Origin of the sequence: Streptomyces sp. NPDC092296, from assembly GCF_044755465.1 — a bacterium.
Taxonomy (GTDB): Bacteria; Actinomycetota; Actinomycetes; order Streptomycetales; family Streptomycetaceae; genus Peterkaempfera.
The window spans coordinates 1,687,982-1,705,842 of the sequence record NZ_JBIVRB010000001.1 but is presented as its reverse complement, the minus strand read 5'-3'; the positions used below and the strand labels follow the sequence as shown (position 1 = coordinate 1,705,842).

The window sequence follows — 17,861 nt, the reverse complement described above, 5'->3', positions numbered from 1 at the left end:
ACGGATTCCCTTGCAGAAGGCCACTCGATCGTGCAGAGTGAGGCCGTGACCAACCGCGACCGGAACGGCAGCGTTCCCCTCGACTCCGTCTCCAAGGCGATCATCGAGCAGTTGCAGGAGGACGGTCGGCGTGCCTACGCCACCATCGGCAAGGCCGTCGGCCTGTCCGAGGCGGCGGTGCGCCAGCGCGTCCAGAAGCTGCTCGACCAGGGCGTGATGCAGATCGTCGCCGTCACCGACCCGCTCACCGTGGGTTTCAGTCGGCAGGCGATGGTCGGCATCAATGTCGAGGGCGACATCGATCCGGTCGCCGACGCGCTGGTCACCCTCGACGAAGTGGACTACGTCGTGGCCACCGCCGGCTCGTTCGACCTGCTGGTCGAGCTGGTCTGCGAGGACGACGAGCATCTGCTCGAACTGATCAACAAGCGCATCCGCGCCCTACCCGGCGTGCGGAGCACCGAGAGCTTCGTCTACCTGAAGCTCCGGAAACAGACCTACACCTGGGGCACCAGATGACCGCGAACCCGGCCCAGAAGGACCTGTCGAAGTCTGCCTACGACCATCTGTGGATGCACTTCACCCGGATGTCGTCGTACGAGAACGCTCCCGTCCCCACCATCGTGCGGGGTGAGGGCACCTACGTCTACGACGTCGAGGGGCGCAAGTACCTCGACGGCCTGGCCGGCCTGTTCGTGGTGCAGGCCGGGCACGGCCGCCGCGAGCTGGCCGAGGCCGCCGCCAAGCAGGCCGCCGAGCTGGCCTTCTTCCCGGTGTGGAGCTACGCCCACCCGAAGGCGATCGAGCTGGCCGAGCGGCTGGCGAACTACGCTCCCGGCGACCTGAACAAGGTCTTCTTCTCCACCGGCGGCGGCGAGGCGGTGGAGACCGCCTGGAAGCTGGCCAAGCAGTACTTCAAGCTGACCGGCAAGCCGACCAAGTACAAGGTCATCTCGCGCGCCGTCGCCTACCACGGCACCCCGCAGGGCGCCCTGTCCATCACCGGCCTGCCGGGCCTGAAGGCCCCCTTCGAGCCGCTGGTGCCCGGCACCCACAAGGTGCCCAACACCAACATCTACCGCGCCCCGCTCTTCGGTGACGACCCGGAGGCGTTCGGCCGCTGGGCCGCCGACCAGATCGAGCAGCAGATCCTGTTCGAGGGCCCGGAGACCGTCGCCGCCGTCTTCCTGGAGCCGGTGCAGAACGCCGGCGGCTGCTTCCCGCCGCCGCCCGGGTACTTCCAGCGGGTCCGCGAGATCTGCGACCAGTACGACGTGCTGCTGGTCTCGGACGAGGTCATCTGCGCCTTCGGCCGGCTGGGCACCATGTTCGGCTGCGAGAAGTTCGGCTACCAGCCCGACATGATCACCTGCGCCAAGGGCATGACCTCAGGCTACTCCCCGATCGGCGCCACGATCATCTCCGACCGGCTGGCCGAGCCGTTCTACAAGGGCGACAACACCTTCCTGCACGGCTACACCTTCGGCGGCCACCCGGTCTCCTCGGCGGTGGCGCTGGCCAACCTCGACATCTTCGAGCGCGAGGGCCTCAACCAGAAGGTGCTGGACAACGAGGGCGCCTTCCTGTCCACCCTCCAGCGGCTGCACGACCTGCCGATCGTCGGCGACGTGCGCGGCAACGGGTACTTCTACGGCATCGAGCTGGTGAAGGACAAGGCCACCAAGGAGACCTTCAACGACGACGAGGTCGAGCGCATCCTCTACGGCCACGTCTCCAAGGGGCTGTACGAGAACGGCCTCTACTGCCGCGCCGACGACCGCGGCGACCCGGTGATCCAGCTGGCCCCGCCGCTGATCTCCGACCAGTCGACCTTCGACGAGATCGAGCAGATCCTGCGGGCCACCCTCGCCGAGGCGTGGACCAAGATCTGACCCAGACCACCTGTCCCACCCTCCGCAAAGGGCGGCTCCCGGCAACGGGGGCCGCCCTTTGGCGTATCGCCGTAGTCATATATGTCTGATTTGATGTAGTTGACCCTGTGTGCCGCAACCCGTTCGTGTCCTTGCCGTTCTAATCTGACATCCGACACCTAGATCCGGAGGTTCTCTTGACAGCGGCCCCGCCGGACGGCGACGTACCCAGCGGCGACGTTCCGCGCGCAGACGCTCCAAGCGGCGACGCTCCAAACAGCGACCTGCTGTGGGCACGCGCGGTGGTCAAGTCGCACGACGGGACCCCGGCGCTGCGCGGCGCCTCGCTCGGACTGCGCGAGGGGGAGGTGCTCGCGGTCACCGGCCCGCGCGGGTCCGGCAAGACCACCCTGCTCAGCTGCCTGGGCGCGCTGCTGCCCGTCGACGAGGGCGAGATCTGGTTCGACGGCACCGCCGTGCACCGCCTCAACCGGGCCGGGCGCGAGCGGCTGCGCCGCGAGCACTTCGGCTACGTCGGCTCCGAACCGCAGCTCGTCCCCGAACTCACCGCCCGGGAGAACGTCGCCCTGCCGCTGCTGCTCGCCGGCGCCACGCACCGCGCCGCGTACACCGCCGCCGCCGAGTGGCTGGAGCGGCTGGACGTCGCCGACTGCGCCCGACTGCGCCCCGCCGACCTCATCCAGTCCCAGCGGCAGCGGATCGCCGTCGCACGGGCGCTCGCCCCGCAGCCCCGCGTCGTGCTGGCGGACGACCCCGTCGCCCCGCTGCACCGCGACGGACAGGAGCAGGTGCTGCGGATACTCACCACCGCCGCCCGCTCGCACGGCCTCACCCTGCTGCTCGCCCTGCACGACCCCGAACTGGCCAAGCACGCCGACCGCGCCGTGCCGCTGCTCGACGGGCAGCTCGACGCCCCGGTCGGCGCCCCGGCGAAGGCTGCCGCCCCCGCCCCCGCCTGACGCGCGGCCGCCCGGCCGGGCGGCCGCGCCCTGGAAGGAAGCCGTCCACCGGTGTTCTACCTCCGCCTGGCCCGGGGTTACCGGGTCCTCGACCTCGGTCGCTGGGTCCTCACCGCCGTGGCCTCCGCCGCCGTGGCGGCGCTGCTGCTGCGGGCGCTCGGCCGTACGCTGGTCGACCCGCCCGGGACCGGCACCGCGGCCTCGATCGCCCGCCTCGGCTGGTGCCTGCCGCCGCTCGCCGCCATCGGCTGGCTGGCCGCCTCCTGCGCGCGGGCGCTGCCCGGACAGCGGCCGGAGCGGGTCGCCGGGCTGACGGCCGCCGGCGCCGGACCGGCCCGCATCCGGCTGCTGCTCGCCATCGACACCGCGTTCGCCTGCACGGTCGGCAGCCTGCTGGCGCTGGTCGGCTTCCTGGTGCTGCGCAATGACATCGCCGGTGCCGGGCTCGCCCGCGAGGTCGGCATGGGCGCCGCCCTGCCGGCGGCGGCGCCGGTCACCCTGCTGCTGCTGGTCCCGCTGCTCGGCGCGGCAGCGGCGGCGGCCGCCGTACCGGCCCGGGACGGCCTGCCCGGACAGCGCGCGGAACCGGCCGTGCGCCGGCTCGGGCCGCTGCGCGCCGTCCTGGCGGCGGTGCTCATGGCGGCCGGGGTCGCGCTGGAGCTGTACGGGCGGCACTCCGGCGGCCACCGGCTGCGGGTCCCCGCCCGGCTGGGCAGCACTACCGCCACCACCGCCTCGGGCTGGGCGCTGGCCCTGCTCGGGCTGGCCCTCGCCGTACCGGTGCTGCTCTCCTGGGCGGGCGGGCTGCTGGCCGCCGGACGCCCGGACGCCACCCGGCTGCTGGCCGGGCGGGGCCTCCAGGCGGAAGCCGCCCGGCTCGGCGCGCCGGTCGCCCTGCTCACCCTCACCCTGGCCGTCGCCGCCGTGGCCGCCGCCCGCTGGGCGTCCGGCAGCGGGCCCGGCGGACCGCTGCCGGTGGTCGAGGCGGTACTGCTCGGCTGCTGCGCGGTACTGGCGGTCGGCGCCCGGCTGGTCGAGGCGCGTACCGTCCGCCGCCCGCAGCTGGCCCCGGTACGCCGCCTCGGCGCCCCCGCCACCCTGCTGCGCGGCGCCGCGCTGCTGCGGACGGCGGCGGCGGGCGGCGCGGTGCTGGTCACCGGCGCCGCCGCCGCAGGGTTGACGCTGCTGGCGCTGCTCGGCTGACCCGGCGGGTCAGCCGGCGGCGGCCAGCTGGCCGCAGGCGCCGTCGATCTCCTGGCCCCGGGTGTCGCGGACGGTGACCGGGACGCCGTGGGCCTCCAGCCGACGGACGAAGGCGCGCTCGTCCTCGGGCCGGGAGGCGGTCCACTTGGAGCCGGGGGTCGGGTTCAGCGGGATCAGATTGACGTGCACCCGGTGGTTCTTCAGCAGCCGGCCCAGCAGATCGGCCCGCCACGCCTGGTCGTTGATGTCCTTGATCAGCGCGTACTCGATGGAGATCCGGCGGTTGGAGCGCTCGGCGTAGTTCCACGCGGCGTCCAGCACCTCGGCGACCTTCCAGCGGGTGTTCACCGGGACCAGGGTGTCGCGCAGCTCGTCGTCGGGCGCGTGCAGCGACAGCGCCAGCCGTACGCTCAGGCCCTCCTCGGCCAGCCGGTTCATCGCCGGGACCAGGCCGACCGTGGAGACGGTGATACCGCGCTGCGACAGGCCCAGGCCCTCCGGCGCGGGGTCGGTGAGCCGGCGGATCGCGGCCAGCACCCGCTTGTAGTTGGCCAGCGGCTCGCCCATGCCCATGAAGACCACATTGCCCAGCCGCGCCGGGCCGCCCGGGATCTCGCCCGCCTGGAGCGCCCGCATCCCCGCCGCGATCTGCTCGACGATCTCGGCGGTGGACAGGTTGCGGGTCAGCCCGGCCTGGCCGGTGGCGCAGAACGGGCAGTTCATCCCGCAGCCGGCCTGGGAGCTGACGCACATGGTGACCCGGTCGGGGTAGCGCATCAGCACCGACTCCACCAGGGTGCCGTCGAAGAGCTTCCACAGGGTCTTGCGGGTGGTGTCGCCGTCGCAGGAGACATGCCGCACCACGGACATCAGGTCCGGCAGCAGTGCCTCGGCCAGCCGCTCCCGGGCCGCCGCCGGGACGTCGGTCCAGTCGGCGGGGTCGGCCGAGAGCCGGCCGAAGTAGTGGCGGGACAGCTGGTCGGCGCGGAACGGCTTCTCGCCCAGCTCGGCCACCGCCGCCCGGCGGTCGGCGGCGCTGAGGTCGGCGAGGTGGCGCGGGGGCTTGGCACCGCGCGGCGCGACAAAGGTGAGTTCTCCGGGAACAGGCATGGTGCCTCCAGTGTCTCAGGTCGGTGCAAATCCCAGGGCCGGGCCCCGGCATGGCGGGCAACGGCTGCGGCCCCGGGCTGATCGCCCGGGGCCGCGGCTGTACATACCAGCTGGTCAGCCGCCGACGAAGGCGGCCAGCAGCAGCCAGACCACCGGGGCGGTCGGCAGCAGGGAGTCCAGCCGGTCCATGATGCCGCCGTGGCCGGGGAGCAGGGTGCCCATGTCCTTGATGCCGAGGTCCCGCTTGATCATCGACTCGGCCAGGTCGCCCAGGGTGGCGATGACCGCCGCGCAGCCGCCCAGCACCAGGCCCTGCCACCAGACGCCGCCGTCGATCATCAGCTGCATGCCGAGCGCACCGGCCAGCATGGAGAGCGCGACGCCGCCGGCCAGGCCCTCGCGGGTCTTGCCGGGGCTGATGGTGGGGGCGAGCTTGTGCCGGCCGAACTTGAAGCCCACCGCGTACGCCCCGGTGTCGCTGCAGACGGTGACCAGCAGGAAGAGGATCACCCGCCGGGGGCCGTCGTCGGCGTGCAGCAGCAGGGCCACGAAGGTGGCCAGGAACGGCACGTAGAAGGCGGTGAAGACACCGGCGGTGACATCCCGCAGATAGTCCTGCGGGGGGCGGCTCATCCGGGCCACCAGCACCGCGAGCGCGGTGAGGGCCAGCACCGCCGCCGCGCCGCGCGTCCCGTAGGCGTACGCGGCGGCGACCATCAGCACCCCGCCGACCACCAGCGGGATCTGCGGGACGGCGACCGACTTGCGCTCCGCCAGCCTGCTGGTGAGCTCCCAGACGCCCATGCCGACCGCCGCCATCACCACGCCGAGGAAGAGCACCTTGACGAAGAAGAGTGACACGACGATCACCGCGCCGAGGCCGACGCCCACCCCTATCGCGGCCGGCAGGTTGCGGCCGGCACGGGGTTTGCGGGGCTGCTGGTCCGGCTGGGCCACGGTGGTCTCCTGCCCTGCCGGATCGGCGGTGCCGGGGGGTTCGGTGATGGCGGGGGTTTCGGTGATGGCGGGGGTTTCGGTGATGACGGACGTATGGGACAGGCCGGAGTGGGCCGGCGCCTGCGGGCCGGCCCACGGTTGGTGCGCCTCGACCCGGGGCGCGGGGCTGCCGGGCAGATCGGGCCCTGCGGGGCCCTGCGGGCTCCCGGAGCCGGGCGGCCGCCCGCCGGGAGGAGTCGGGGCGTGGTTCATCAGACCTCGAGCAGCTCGGCTTCCTTGTGCTTGAGCAGCTCGTCCACCTGGCCCACGTAGCGGGCAGTGACGTCCTCAAGCTCCTTCTCGGCGCGGCGGACCTCGTCCTCGCCGGCCTCGCCGTCCTTGACCAGCTTGTCGAGGGTCTCCTTGGCCTTGCGGCGGATGCTGCGGATGGAGATCTTGGCGTCCTCGCCCTTGCCGCGGGCCACCTTGATGTACTCCTTGCGGCGCTCCTCGGTCAGCTGCGGGAAGACCACGCGGATGAGGGAACCGTCGTTCGTCGGGTTGACGCCCAGGTCGGAGTCCCGGATCGCCGTCTCGATGGCCCGCAGCGCGCTCTTGTCGAACGGGGTGACGACCGCCATCCTCGGCTCCGGCACCGAGAACGAGGCGAGCTGGTTGATCGGCGTCGGGGCGCCGTAGTAGTCGGCGGTGATCTTGGCGAACATCGCCGGGTGCGCACGGCCGGTACGGATGGCGGCGAAGTCGTCCTTGGCGACCTGGACCGCCTTCTCCATCTTCTCCTCGGCCTCAAGGAGGGTCTCTTCGATCACAGTCTGCTCCTGTCCGGTTCCCTGCTCGCCCCTCGCCGCGCCCGGATGGCGGGCAAGGGGTCCGTAACGTCGTATCTCGCCGGGCCGCGCGGTGCGGTCAGGACTTGGCCCCGCGGCTGATCAGCGTGCCGATCTTCTCACCCCGCACCGCACGGGCGATGTTCCCGGCCGCGAGGAGTTCGAAGACCAGGATGGGCAGCGCGTTGTCCCTGCACAGCGTGATCGCGGTGGCGTCGGCGACCTTCAGGTCGCGGGCCAGCACCTCGGAGTACTCCAGGGCGTCGAACTTGACCGCGTCCGGATTGGACTTGGGGTCCGAGTCATAGACGCCGTCCACGCCGTTCTTGCCCATCAGCAGCACCTCGGCCTGGATCTCCAGGGCGCGCTGGGCGGCGGTGGTGTCGGTGGAGAAGTACGGCATGCCCATCCCGGCGCCGAAGATCACCACGCGGCCCTTCTCCAGGTGCCGCACGGCACGCAGCGGGAGGTAGGGCTCGGCGACCTGGCCCATGGTGATCGCGGTCTGCACCCGGGTCTCCACGCCCTCCTTGATCAGGAAGTCCTGGAGGGCCAGGCAGTTCATCACGGTGCCGAGCATGCCCATGTAGTCGGAGCGGGCCCGGTCCATGCCGCGCACCTGGAGCTCCGCACCACGGAAGAAGTTGCCGCCGCCGATGACCACGGCGACCTGGGTGCCCGAGCGCACCACCGCGGCGATCTCCCGCGCGATGGCGTGCACCACGTCGGGGTCGACGCCGAGACCGCCCCCGCCGGCGAACGCCTCACCGGACAGCTTCAGCAGCACACGGCCGTGCGCACCGATCTCAGCGGTCCCCTGCCCAGTCATCTGCATCGGGCGACTCCTTCTTGAGCACGTACACGTGAGGAGGCCACTGCCGCGGGAACCGATATGGTCACCTGCACGGCAATGGCCTCCTCGTCGTTCATGGTGTCGATCCCGCCCTCGGATACCGGAGGGGTGTTCGACGCATTCCGCTCTCTACCCTAGGGGTAGATGGGTGGAACGACCTCAGGCACCGACGCGGAAGCGGGCGAAGCGCTTGAGGGTGACGCCGGCCTCGTCCAGGACCTTCTGGACGGTCTTCTTGTTGTCCTTGGCAAACGCCTGCTCAAGCACGGCGCTCTCCTTGACGAAACCGGTGACGCGGCCCTCGATGATCTTCGGCAGGGCGGCCTCGGGCTTGCCCTCCTCGCGGGCGGTGGCCTCGGCGACGCGGCGCTCGCTCTCCAGCACCTCGGCCGGGATGTCCTCGCGGGAGAGGAACTTCGGCGCGAAGGCGGCGATGTGCTGCGCGACGTCCTTGGCGACCTCGGCGTTCTCCTTGTCGAGCTCGACCAGGACGCCGACCTGCGGCGGCAGGTCGGGAGAGGTGCGGTGCATGTAGGCGGCGACGAAGCCGTCCCCGGTGAACTGCGCGAAGCGGCGGAAGACGATCTTCTCACCGAGGGTGGCGTTGGCCTCGTCCACGAACTGCTGGACGGTCTTGCCGGGCTCGATCTCGCTGGCCAGCGCGGCCTCGACGTCGGCCGGGGCGGCCTTGGCGACGTGCGCGGCGATCGCGTTGGCGACCTCGACGAAGCGGTCGCCCTTGGCGACGAAGTCGGTCTCGCAGTTCAGCTCGACCAGCACGCCGGAGTTGCCGCCCTCGAGGAGGGAGACGACGGCGCCGTTGGAGGCGTCGCGGCCCTCGCGCTTGGCCACGCCCTTCTGGCCCTTGATGCGCAGGAGCTCGACGGCCTTGTCGACGTTGCCCTCGGACTCGTCCAGCGCCTTCTTGCAGTCCATCATGCCGGCGCCGGTGAGCTCACGGAGCTTCTTGACGTCCGCGGCGGTGAAGTTCGCCATGGTTGTGAATCTCTTCTCGCGTCTCGCGTGTCTGCTGGGGTGTCACCGGGGGCCGGCGGCGTCGCCACCGGGCCCGGCACAGGTGCGAGGGGCCGGCGGCCGCTGCGTGCTGCGGCGGCCGCCGTACCCCTCGACTGCGGAACGTCAGGCCTGGTCGCCCTCGGCGGCCGGGGCCTCGGCAGCGGCCGGCGCCTCGGTGGCGGGGGCCTCAGCGGCGGGGGCCTCGGCAGCCTCGGCGGCGGGCGCCTCGTCGGCCTTCTTCTCGCCCTCCAGGAGCTCGCGCTCCCAGTCGGCCAGCGGCTGGTCGGCGCCCGGCTCGACCTTGGCGTCACCGGCGGCGGCACCGGAGCGGGCGATCAGGCCCTCGGCCACGGCGTCGGCGATCACGCGGGTCAGCAGGGTGACGGAGCGGATGGCGTCGTCGTTGCCCGGGATCTTGTAGTCGACCTCGTCGGGGTCGCAGTTGGTGTCCAGGATCGCGACGACCGGGATGTTGAGCTTCCGGGCCTCACCGACCGCGATGTGCTCCTTCTTGGTGTCGACCACCCAGACGGCACTCGGGACGCGCTGCATGTCGCGGATGCCGCCCAGGGTGCGCTCGAGCTTCTCGTGCTCGCGCTGCAGGACGAGCAGCTCCTTCTTGGTCAGGCCGGAGCCCGCGACATCGGTGAAGTCGATCTCGCCGAGCTCCTTCAGGCGCTGCAGGCGCTTGTAGACGGTCGAGAAGTTGGTCAGCATGCCGCCCAGCCAGCGCTGGTTGACGTAGGGCATGCCCACCCGGGTCGCCTGCTCGGCGATGGCCTCCTGGGCCTGCTTCTTGGTGCCGACGAAGAGAACACTGCCGCCGTGGGCGACGGTCTCCTTGACGAACTCGAAGGCGCGGTCGATGTAGTTCAGCGACTGCAGGAGGTCGATGATGTAGATGCCGTTGCGCTCCGTGAAGATGAAGCGCTTCATCTTCGGGTTCCAACGGCGGGTCTGGTGACCGAAGTGGACGCCGCTCTCCAGCAGCTCCCGCATCGTGACGACGGCCATGGCCGTGCTCCTCTAGTTGTGCCCCCGCCGCGCCGGGGCGGGCAGGGTCAGCTCGGTTGTCCGCGGCGGTCGGGTGACCGTCGCGCCTGACACCCCGGCCGTGCCGTGCCGTGGGGGCCGGACGCAGCGGATGCTGTGTCGCGGCTCATCGGACCGAGCGGCACTCGCACCGTGCTAACGCGGGTTGCGAACCGCGTGCTGACGCATCGGTGGCGGGGCGTGCGAAGTCGACCCGGGCATGCCGGGTCGCGACAGAAGTGTACGGGACCGGTGGCATCACGGGCGACTCAGCGTTTCACCGGGTCGGAGAGGCCCTGGGCGGGGGCCGCGTCCCACCTGCGGGTGACGCCGGTTGTCCACAGGCCGGGGTTGTCCACAGGCTGCCGGACGGTGGTGGCGGCGGGCGGTGCGGACGGGCACCGTACCGGACATGACCGCTGCCCGGCCCGGTGCCACTCCGGGTCCTTCGTCGTACGGCTCCTCCGGTGACCGCTTCGGTGGCCGGAGGCCGGCCGCCCTGCTGGGCGGGTTGCTGCTGGTGCTGCCGGTGTTGCTGGTGCTGCTGGTACTGGCGGCGCTATCGGGGCTGCTGCTCGGCGCGCTTCCGGTGGCGGCCGCTGCGGGTGCGGGCGGTGGTCCGGTCAGCGGTGCGGTCGGGTCGGGCGGTGGGGCTGGTCCGGGTGGCGGGGCTGGGCCGGGCGGCGGGGTCGCGGCGGGGGCTTCGGCTCGGGCCTGGCCGGTCGCGGGGCGGATCGCCGTACTGCGCCGCTTCGACCCGCCGCCGCTGCCCTGGGCGCGCGGGCACCGGGGGGTGGACGTGGCCGCCGCCGACGGCGCCGAGGTACGGGCCGCCGCAGCCGGGACCGTCGCCTTCGCGGGACAGGTCGGCGGACGCGGCGTGGTCACCGTGGTCCACCCCGGGACCGGTACGCCACCGCTGCGCACCACCTACCTCCCGGTGGTGGCCACCCTGCCGGTCGGCAGCCGGGTCGCCGCCGGCGCGGTGATCGGGCGGTTGCGGGCCGGCGCCGACCACTGCGCGACGCCGTGTCTGCACTGGGGACTGCTGCGCGGTCGGCGGTATCTGGACCCGCTGGCACTGCTGGGCCTCGGCCGGGTGCGGCTGCTCCCGGGTCACTCTTCCCGGGCGACGCCGCGCAGGGCGAAGGCGACCGCAGTGGAGACGATCACCTCGGGGTCCTCGGCCGCGCCCAGTTCGAGCCTGCGTACCGCTGTCTCCACCACACCCTGGAGCAGCGCGGCCGCGAGCCCCGGCTGGGTGTGGCCCAGCTCCTGGAGCGCGGAGACCACCAGGCCGACCAGTCGCCCGTGCGAGGCGCGGATGCGGTCGCGGGCCGCGTCGTCCAGCTCGGCCGCCGAGATGGCGGCGACGGCGCGGTGCTGCGGGTCCCGCACCAGGGCCAGCTGGGTGCGGATGTACGCCTCGACCTGGCCGGAGGGCGTGTCGGCTGCGGCCATCGCGGTCTCGATACGGGCTGCCCAGACCGGGAAGTCCGCAGCGAACAGCTCCTCCACGACTGCGGCTCTGGAGCGGAAGTACTCGTAGACCGAGGAGCGCGCCAGGCCGGTACGCCCGGCGAGCGCGGGGAAGGTGAGGGCGTCGACCCCGCCCTCGGTGAGCAGCGCGCGAGCAGCGGCGAGGAGCGCGGTGCGCTGCATCTCGCGGTGCGCGGCCAGGTTGGCGGCTCGAATCTTCGGCACCCGTCCACTGTACGGAGGTACGTCGGCGCGTCGAACAGTGGCGCACCTACCGGGCGTCGGAGAGCTTGGCGCGTAGTTGCAGTACGGCCTTGGTGTGGATCTGGCTCACCCTGCTCTCGGTGACGCCCAGCACCTGACCGATCTCGGCCAGGGTCAGGCCCTCGTAGTAGTAGAGGGTCACCACCGTCTTCTCCCGGTCCGGCAGTGTGTTGACCGCGCGGGCCAGCAGCCTGCGCAGCTCGCGGTCCTCTGCCACCTCCACCGGGTCATCGGCGGCGGTGTCCACCAGGGTGTCCAACAGACTGAGCCCGTCGCCGCTCTCCCCCACCGGGTGCAGCAACTCGTCCAGGGCGGCCACGTTGGCCAGCGAAAGCTGGCTGAAAATGGCGTGCAGCTCCTCGACGGCGATGCCCATCTCGGCCGCCACCTCGGGCTCATGGGGGGTGCGGCGCAGCCGGGTCTCCAGGGTGGCGTAGGCACGCTCCACCGCCCGTGCCTTCTGCCGCACCGAGCGGGGGATCCAGTCCAGCGCCCGCAGCTCGTCGATGATGGCGCCACGGATGCGGCTGATGGCGTAGGTCTCGAACTTGATGGCGCGGTCGAGGTCGAACTTCTCGATCGCGTCGATCAGTCCGAAGACTCCGGAGGAGACGAAGTCGGCCTGCTCGACATTGGACGGCAGCCCGACGCCGACCCGGCCGGCGACGTACTTGACCAGCGGCGAGTAGTGCAGGATCAGCTGCTCGCGCAGGCGGCCGTCGCCGGTGGACTTGTAGGAACGCCACAGCTGGTCGAGCGCCGGACGCTCGCCCGGCAGGCCGCCGCGCCGGGCGCCGGGTGGCCTGGACGGCTCGGCCTGGACCTGGACCTGGGCTTGAGCCTGGACCTGGGCTTGAGCCTGCACCTGGGCCTGGGTGGCTGCGGTGGGGACGGCGTGGTCGGCCGTGGTGGTTCCGGTCGCCGTGCCGGCCGTGGTGGTACTGGTCGTCGTGGTACTGGTCGTCGTGGTACTGGTCGTCGTGGTGCTGGTTCCGGCGCCGGTGGTGGCCCCCTGCCCGTGCAGCCCGGAGCAGGCGTGGGCGGCGCCACCGGCCGTGCCCGGCCCCCTGACCGGCGAGTGGATCTCGGGGGCAGGGCCCGACCCGGCGGCCGATGCCGTCAGGGCCCTGTCGCCGCCGGTCGCTCTTCGCCGGGGAATATGTGTGGGCATGCGTCGTTGTGCGCCGTTCTGCCGAGTCGTGTGTCGGTATGGAAGTCGTGGCGAGCGTAGCGTGATCGGACCAGTGCCGAGAGCTACCACTCCTAGTCGTCCCTCGATCTGGTGGCCGGGTATGCCCAGGTCGGGGGGTTGCGGGCGGGGTACGGGCAGTGGCAAGGCGGCACCGCAAGGATTCCCCCCGGCCAGCGGTTGTACGGTGTTGCGTTCGATATCGATCGGGGGACCCGGCGTCACCCGGGCGGGGGCCGCCGATGGACGGTGGCCCGCCAGTGCGCGCCGAAGCGTTCGGCGAAGCCGAGCGATGCCAGCTCGTACAGCCGTTGCAGCACCTCGTCCGGAGGGAGCCCGACGGTGCGGACCACCGCTTCGACCGGTGCTCCGTCGGCCTGCGCCGGAAGCGCCTCCAGCACCCGCCTGGCCGGTGGCGGCAGCAGGTCGCGCGGCAGCACCGGGCTCTGGGGCGGCCGGGCCAGATCGCTGCCGATCCCGCCGACCAGCTCCACCACTTCGGCGGCGTCGGTGACCAGGGCCGCCGCTCCGGTGCGCAGCAGGGCGTGCACGCCGCCCGAGAGCGCCGAGGTCACCGGTCCGGGTACACCCAGGGTCAACCGATTGAGGTCTCGCGCCCGGCGGGCGGTGCTCAGCGCGCCGCTGCGGAGGGCCGCCTCCACGACCACGGTGCCCCGGGTGATGGCCGCGATCACCCGGTTGCGCAGGACGAACCGGAACCGGTTGGGGTGTTCACCCGGTGGCAGTTCGCTGACCAGCAGGCCCTGCTGGGAGATCCGGCGGAGCAGCTCGGTGTGGCCGCGCGGGTAGGCGACATCGACTCCGCAGGCCAGGACCGAGACGGTCGGGCCGCCCACCGCCAGGGCGCCGCGATGGGCGGCCGCGTCGATGCCGTACGCGGCGCCGGAGACCACCACCCAGCCGCGCTCGGCCAACCCGGCGGCGAGCTCGCCTGCGACATGGGCGCCGTAGGCGGTGCAGGCACGGGCGCCGACCACGGCGACCGAGCGCAGGGCGAGCAGTCGCAGTGAGGCGGTGCCGGTCGTCCACAGCCCGATCGGGCGGGCCGGGCCGAGGTCGTCCAGCTGGGTCGGCCACTCGGGGTCGCCGGGGATGACGAAGCGGCCACCGCGTGCCCGGACCCGCTCCAGATCGGCGGCCGGGTCGATCCCGGCGGCCCGTGCCCGGTATCCCGCCACCCTCGCTGCGCTGGCGCCCGGTGGTCGTCGGCCCTCCAGGAAGGTGCGCAGCAGGGCCACGGCGCCGAATTGCCGCAACCACCGGCCGATGGTGACGTCACCGGGCTCGGCCAGCCGGGACAGCGCCGCCCGCGCAAGCCGCTCCCGATCACCGGGCGCCCCCTCCCTCGGCGCCCCCTCCCCCGGAGCCGACGGCCCGGCTGGCACCGGTCCCTCACCGACCACCTCACTGGCCGCTGCCCCGCCCGGCGGCTCCCCCGCTGGGCTGACCGGTCGCGTCCTCTCTCCCGTCCCCTTCGCCACGCACGGCTCATCAAGGTCCAGGGCTACCTGTTCGAACGTCACCGGCGCCGGCCGGTCCGGGCGGTGGATGGGGTGAGTGCGGATCATCGGGGTCCTTTCGCTGCTGTGGTGGTGAGGTCGCCCAGGGGCTCGCCGCGTTGTACGCCGGTGCGGAGCACCAGGGCCGCGCGGACCTCGGCGCGGCCGGGGCGGTCGCGACCGGCCAGGTCCGCGACGGTCCAGGCGACCCGGAGCACCCGGTCCAGGCCACGGGCGGTGAGCAGACCGCGCTGCATCTCCCGCTCGGCGTCGTCCAGCGCGCCCGGCGCCAGCCGCCAGCGGGTGCGCAGCTCATGGCCGGGCACCTCCGCGTTGCCCCGCCACGGCGTGTCGCTGAGCCGGGCCGCCGCACGCTCGCGGGCTGCCCGTACCCGGGCGGCGACGGTCGCTGTGGACTCCGCTGCGGCGTCGCGCTCCAGGAGCTGCACCCGGGTCACCGGGTCCACCTCGACCCGGAGGTCGACCCGGTCCAGCAGCGGCCCGGAGAGCCGCCCCTGGTAGCGGCTGACCATGGCCGGGGTGCACTCGCAGCCCTCGCCCCGCCGGGAGTGGCGTCCGCAGGGGCATGGATTGGCGGCCAGCAGCAGCAGAAAGCGGGCGGGCAGTCGCAGCGAGCCCGCTGACCGGGCGACGATGACTTCGCCGGACTCCAGTGGCTGGCGCAGCGCGTCCAGCACCCGGACCGGGAATTCAGGGGCTTCGTCCAGAAAAAGAACTCCTCGATGGGCCAGCGAGACGGCCCCCGGGCGGGGCAGTCCGCTGCCGCCGCCGATGATCGCGGGCATGGTGGTGGAGTGGTGCGGGGCGCAGTAGGGGGCGGTGTCGATCAGCGGGCGGCCCGGCGGCAGCAGTCCGGCGACCGAGTGCACGGCAGTGACCTCCAGTGCCTCTTCGGGTAGCAGCGGCGGCAGCAGGCCGGGCAGCCGCTCGGCGAGCATGGTCTTGCCGGCCCCGGGCGGGCCCTTGAGGTAGAGGTGGTGGCCGCCCGCTGCGGCGATCTCCAGGGCGCGCCGGGCCTCGTACTGCCCGGCGACATCGGCCAGGTCCAGCTGGTGTGCCCGGCCGCCGCTCAGCCCTCGGGCGCTCACGCCGGGGAGGGCGAGCCCGGCCAGCAGCGGATCGGGGCGGCCGTCGGCAATCCGGTCGGGCGGCTCCTCGGGCACCGGGGCGTCGGTGAGGACCGCGATCAGCTGGCGCAGGCTGCGGATGCCGAGCACCGAGACGCCCGGGACCAGTGCGGCCTCGGAGGCGGTCTGCTCGGGGACGACGACCTGCCGGTATCCGGCGTCGGCGGCGGCCAGCACGGCGGGCAGTACACCGCGCACCGGCCGCACCCGGCCGTCGAGTCCGAGTTCGCCGACGATCAGCAGATCGGCGATGGTGGCGGGGTCGAGCCGTTCGGCTGCGGCGAGCACCGCGCAGGCCACCGCCAGGTCGAAGCCGCTGCCGCTCTTGGGTACGGACGCCGGGCTGAGGCCCACGGTGAGCTTGCGCTGCGGCCAGCTCTCCCCGCTGTTGACCACGGCGGCGCGGACCCGGTCGCGGGCCTCGCTGAGGGCCTTGTCGGGCAGGCCGACCAGGGTGAAGGCGGCGACGCCTGGTTCGAGGTCGGCCTGCACCTCGACCACTACGCCGTCGACGCCCACCAGGGCGACCGAGCAGGTACGGGCGAAGGCCATGTCAGACCACCCCGCGCAGATGCTCGACCAGTGCGGCGCCCCGGCGCCGCCCGGTGACGGCGATCAGGTCGATCCGCACCCCGCCCGGCGGGGCGGTCGCGCCCGGTGGTCCGCCGCGCAGCCGGGTGCGGTGCAGTGGCCAGCGCTCCCCGAGCCAGCGTTCGGCCAGCCGGCGCAGCCGGACGGCCTTGGCCTCGGTCACGGCCGCAGTCGGCCGTTGGAAGCCGCCCTCGTGGCGGGTCTTGACCTCGCAGACGGCGAGGGTGTCGCCGTCCAGGGCGACGATGTCCAGCTCTCCGTCCCGGCAGCGCCAGTTGCGCTCCAGGACGGTCAGCCCGGCCTCCGTGAGGCGGCGGGCGGCCACCTCCTCGCCGTAGCGGCCGAGGGCGGTACGTGGGTCCACGGGGATCACCTCCGGCTCAGCAGCGTGCCGGGGGCGGGGCCGGAGGGCGAGCGGCGGTGGGATTCCTGTGGACAACCCGGGGGTGTGGATAACTGATGTCACCCACACGAGTGAAAACAAGCGCCCTGGCTAGGCGCTCCACGTCGGTTCGATAAGAATCAGCGGCCGAAGCCCGCGTCGTCCGACGGCAGTTCGAGATCGGTCTTGGCGAGCTCCTCGACATTGACGTCCTTGAACGTCAGCACCCGAACCTTACGTACAAACCGGGCAGGCCGGTACATGTCCCACACCCAGGCATCAGCCATCGAGACCTCGAAGAAGACCTCACCCTGCACCGAGTGGACCTGGAGTTCGTAGTCGTTGGTGAGGTAGAAGCGGCGCTCGGTCTCGATCACGAATTTGAACAGGCCGACGACGTCGCGGTACTCCCGGTAGAGCTTGAGCTCCATCTCGGTCTCGTACTTTTCGAGGTCCTCGGCACTCATCCCCACGTCCCCTTAGCTGTCGCGCGTCCTCCCATTGTGGACCACCGGCGGGTTGCCGGGCGCCGCAGCGGCTCCGCCGCGCACCGCTAGCGTGCCGGACCGCCGCGCCGCCGACGGAGCAGGCCGTCGATCGGGCCGATCGCCGCCGTCACCAGGATGAGCAGCGCCCCGGCCACCGAGGCATAGGACGCCGCCGCCAGCGGCCCCGGCCCGGCCGCACGCGGGGCGCCCACCGGGTCGAAGGCGGCGGTGCGGTCCAGCACACCCAACTGCGAGGCCGGCCAGACGGTGCCGGCGACCCGGCCCACCACGTCGGAGGCCGGGACGGTACCGGAGAGCCGGTCCAGATGTTCGCGCGAGTCGAGAGAGGTAAGCCGGTTGTCACCCATCAGGAAGAGCCGCCCGGTCGGCACCTTCACCGAGAAGCTGCCGTTCACCGACCCCTTGGGCAGGTACGGCTCGTCGACCGCGACGCCGTCGACGGCCAGCCGCTGCCGGGAGTCGCAGCAGACCAGAGTGTCCCCGCCCACCGCGACCACCCGCTTGACCAGCAGCGAGTCACCCCAGGCGGCGTCCTTGAAGACCACCACGTCACCGCGCCCGACATCGGCGCCGTCGCTCTTGCGGGCGAGCACGGTGTCACCGGGGTGGATGGTGGGGTTCATCGAGTCGGTGGGCACGCGGTACGGCCGGTATTCGACGGCGATCAGGGCGAAGCCGCCGACCATCAGGACCAGGCCGATGGCGATGGCGACGCCTTGGAGCACCGCGCCCGGTCCGTGCGGCCGCGCCGCCGGGCCGGTCGGCGCCGGTGACCGCGCGGCGCCGCCGGGAGCCGCGCCCGTGGTCCGAGCGGCGGTCCTGCTCATCGGCACCGTCCCAGTTCGCCCGAGCCGCAGCGGCCCGCCTGCTTGCGGTGGCGCCCGCGAGGCCCGCCGCTCCCGACAGCCGTACCGGGACCGCCGGGCGGG

General features: G+C 72.8%; 18 protein-coding genes and 1 pseudogene. 5 read left to right on the top strand and 14 right to left on the bottom strand.

Annotated elements, in window-relative coordinates:
- The first annotated feature begins 45 nt into the window (after positions 1–45).
- The 4 genes from ACIQGZ_RS07800 (at position 46) to ACIQGZ_RS07785 (ending at position 4,054) form a co-directional block, all read left to right on the top strand.
- Entirely contained in the window at positions 46–519 is a 474-nt protein-coding gene (locus ACIQGZ_RS07800) for an Lrp/AsnC family transcriptional regulator (protein ID WP_402599922.1), read from the top strand.
- The gene (locus ACIQGZ_RS07795; RefSeq protein ID WP_402599921.1) at positions 516–1,892 is read left to right on the top strand and encodes an aspartate aminotransferase family protein; all 1,377 of its coding nucleotides are present in this window, start codon (positions 516–518) and stop codon (positions 1,890–1,892) included. Before ACIQGZ_RS07800 ends, ACIQGZ_RS07795 begins: the two co-directional genes overlap by 4 nt.
- A 263-nt stretch (positions 1,893–2,155) precedes the next feature.
- Complete coding sequence (locus ACIQGZ_RS07790) at positions 2,156–2,851, top strand: ABC transporter ATP-binding protein (RefSeq protein ID WP_402600020.1); 696 nt, start codon at positions 2,156–2,158, stop codon at positions 2,849–2,851.
- Between the two features lie 51 nt (positions 2,852–2,902).
- Positions 2,903–4,054, top strand: a complete 1,152-nt coding sequence (locus tag ACIQGZ_RS07785) for a hypothetical protein (protein ID WP_402599920.1) — start codon at positions 2,903–2,905, stop codon at positions 4,052–4,054.
- Between the two features lie 9 nt (positions 4,055–4,063).
- Here ACIQGZ_RS07785 and rlmN read toward each other — a convergent pair whose 3' ends face one another.
- The 7 genes from rlmN to ACIQGZ_RS07750 all read right to left on the bottom strand — a co-directional run bounded on the left by rlmN (position 4,064) and on the right by ACIQGZ_RS07750 (position 10,748).
- Positions 4,064–5,164: a 23S rRNA (adenine(2503)-C(2))-methyltransferase RlmN gene (gene rlmN / locus ACIQGZ_RS07780; protein ID WP_402599919.1), complete on the bottom strand. Its 1,101-nt coding sequence runs from the start codon at positions 5,162–5,164 to the stop codon at positions 4,064–4,066.
- Between the two features lie 114 nt (positions 5,165–5,278).
- Positions 5,279–6,373, bottom strand: a complete 1,095-nt coding sequence (locus tag ACIQGZ_RS07775) for a phosphatidate cytidylyltransferase (protein WP_402599918.1) — start codon at positions 6,371–6,373, stop codon at positions 5,279–5,281.
- Positions 6,373–6,930, bottom strand: coding sequence for a ribosome recycling factor (gene frr / locus ACIQGZ_RS07770; protein ID WP_402599917.1), 558 nt, complete (start codon positions 6,928–6,930; stop codon positions 6,373–6,375). The genes ACIQGZ_RS07775 and frr overlap by 1 nt, the downstream gene beginning before the upstream one ends.
- 97 nt (positions 6,931–7,027) lie before the next feature.
- A complete protein-coding gene (gene pyrH, locus ACIQGZ_RS07765; protein WP_402599916.1) occupies positions 7,028–7,783 on the bottom strand; it encodes a UMP kinase in 756 nt (251 codons plus the stop codon).
- Between the two features lie 177 nt (positions 7,784–7,960).
- Complete coding sequence (gene tsf, locus ACIQGZ_RS07760) at positions 7,961–8,797, bottom strand: translation elongation factor Ts (protein ID WP_402599915.1); 837 nt, start codon at positions 8,795–8,797, stop codon at positions 7,961–7,963.
- Positions 8,798–8,941: 144 nt separating this feature from the next.
- Complete coding sequence (gene rpsB / locus ACIQGZ_RS07755) at positions 8,942–9,832, bottom strand: 30S ribosomal protein S2 (RefSeq protein WP_402599914.1); 891 nt, start codon at positions 9,830–9,832, stop codon at positions 8,942–8,944.
- Between the two features lie 577 nt (positions 9,833–10,409).
- Positions 10,410–10,748 (bottom strand): hypothetical protein, encoded by a 339-nt coding sequence (locus ACIQGZ_RS07750; RefSeq protein ID WP_402599913.1) that lies wholly within the window; start codon positions 10,746–10,748, stop codon positions 10,410–10,412.
- Here ACIQGZ_RS07750 and ACIQGZ_RS07745 point away from each other — a divergent pair.
- Positions 10,644–10,865 (top strand): annotated as a pseudogene (locus tag ACIQGZ_RS07745) (peptidoglycan DD-metalloendopeptidase family protein); the annotation flags it as partial. The gene ACIQGZ_RS07750 and the pseudogene ACIQGZ_RS07745 sit on opposite strands and share 105 nt — an antisense overlap.
- 101 nt (positions 10,866–10,966) lie before the next feature.
- Here ACIQGZ_RS07745 and ACIQGZ_RS07740 read toward each other — a convergent pair.
- From ACIQGZ_RS07740 to lepB, 7 genes are all read right to left on the bottom strand, one after another.
- Entirely contained in the window at positions 10,967–11,530 is a 564-nt protein-coding gene (locus ACIQGZ_RS07740) for a TetR/AcrR family transcriptional regulator (protein ID WP_402600019.1), read from the bottom strand.
- 70 nt (positions 11,531–11,600) lie between these two features.
- On the bottom strand, positions 11,601–12,371 hold the full coding sequence (gene whiG, locus ACIQGZ_RS07735; protein ID WP_402600018.1) for an RNA polymerase sigma factor WhiG: 771 nt from the start codon (positions 12,369–12,371) through the stop codon (positions 11,601–11,603).
- Between the two features lie 632 nt (positions 12,372–13,003).
- On the bottom strand, positions 13,004–14,371 hold the full coding sequence (gene dprA / locus ACIQGZ_RS07730; protein WP_402599912.1) for a DNA-processing protein DprA: 1,368 nt from the start codon (positions 14,369–14,371) through the stop codon (positions 13,004–13,006).
- Positions 14,368–16,002, bottom strand: a complete 1,635-nt coding sequence (locus tag ACIQGZ_RS07725; protein WP_402599911.1) for a YifB family Mg chelatase-like AAA ATPase — start codon at positions 16,000–16,002, stop codon at positions 14,368–14,370. The genes dprA and ACIQGZ_RS07725 overlap by 4 nt, the downstream gene beginning before the upstream one ends.
- Before the next feature lies 1 nt (position 16,003).
- Positions 16,004–16,405, bottom strand: a complete 402-nt coding sequence (locus ACIQGZ_RS07720; protein ID WP_402599910.1) for a YraN family protein — start codon at positions 16,403–16,405, stop codon at positions 16,004–16,006.
- Positions 16,406–16,563: 158 nt separating this feature from the next.
- Positions 16,564–16,890 (bottom strand): DUF2469 domain-containing protein, encoded by a 327-nt coding sequence (locus ACIQGZ_RS07715; RefSeq protein WP_111491589.1) that lies wholly within the window; start codon positions 16,888–16,890, stop codon positions 16,564–16,566.
- An 86-nt stretch (positions 16,891–16,976) separates the two neighbouring features.
- The gene (lepB, locus tag ACIQGZ_RS07710) at positions 16,977–17,759 is read right to left on the bottom strand and encodes a signal peptidase I (protein WP_402599909.1); all 783 of its coding nucleotides are present in this window, start codon (positions 17,757–17,759) and stop codon (positions 16,977–16,979) included.
- Positions 17,760–17,861: the final 102 nt, after the last annotated feature.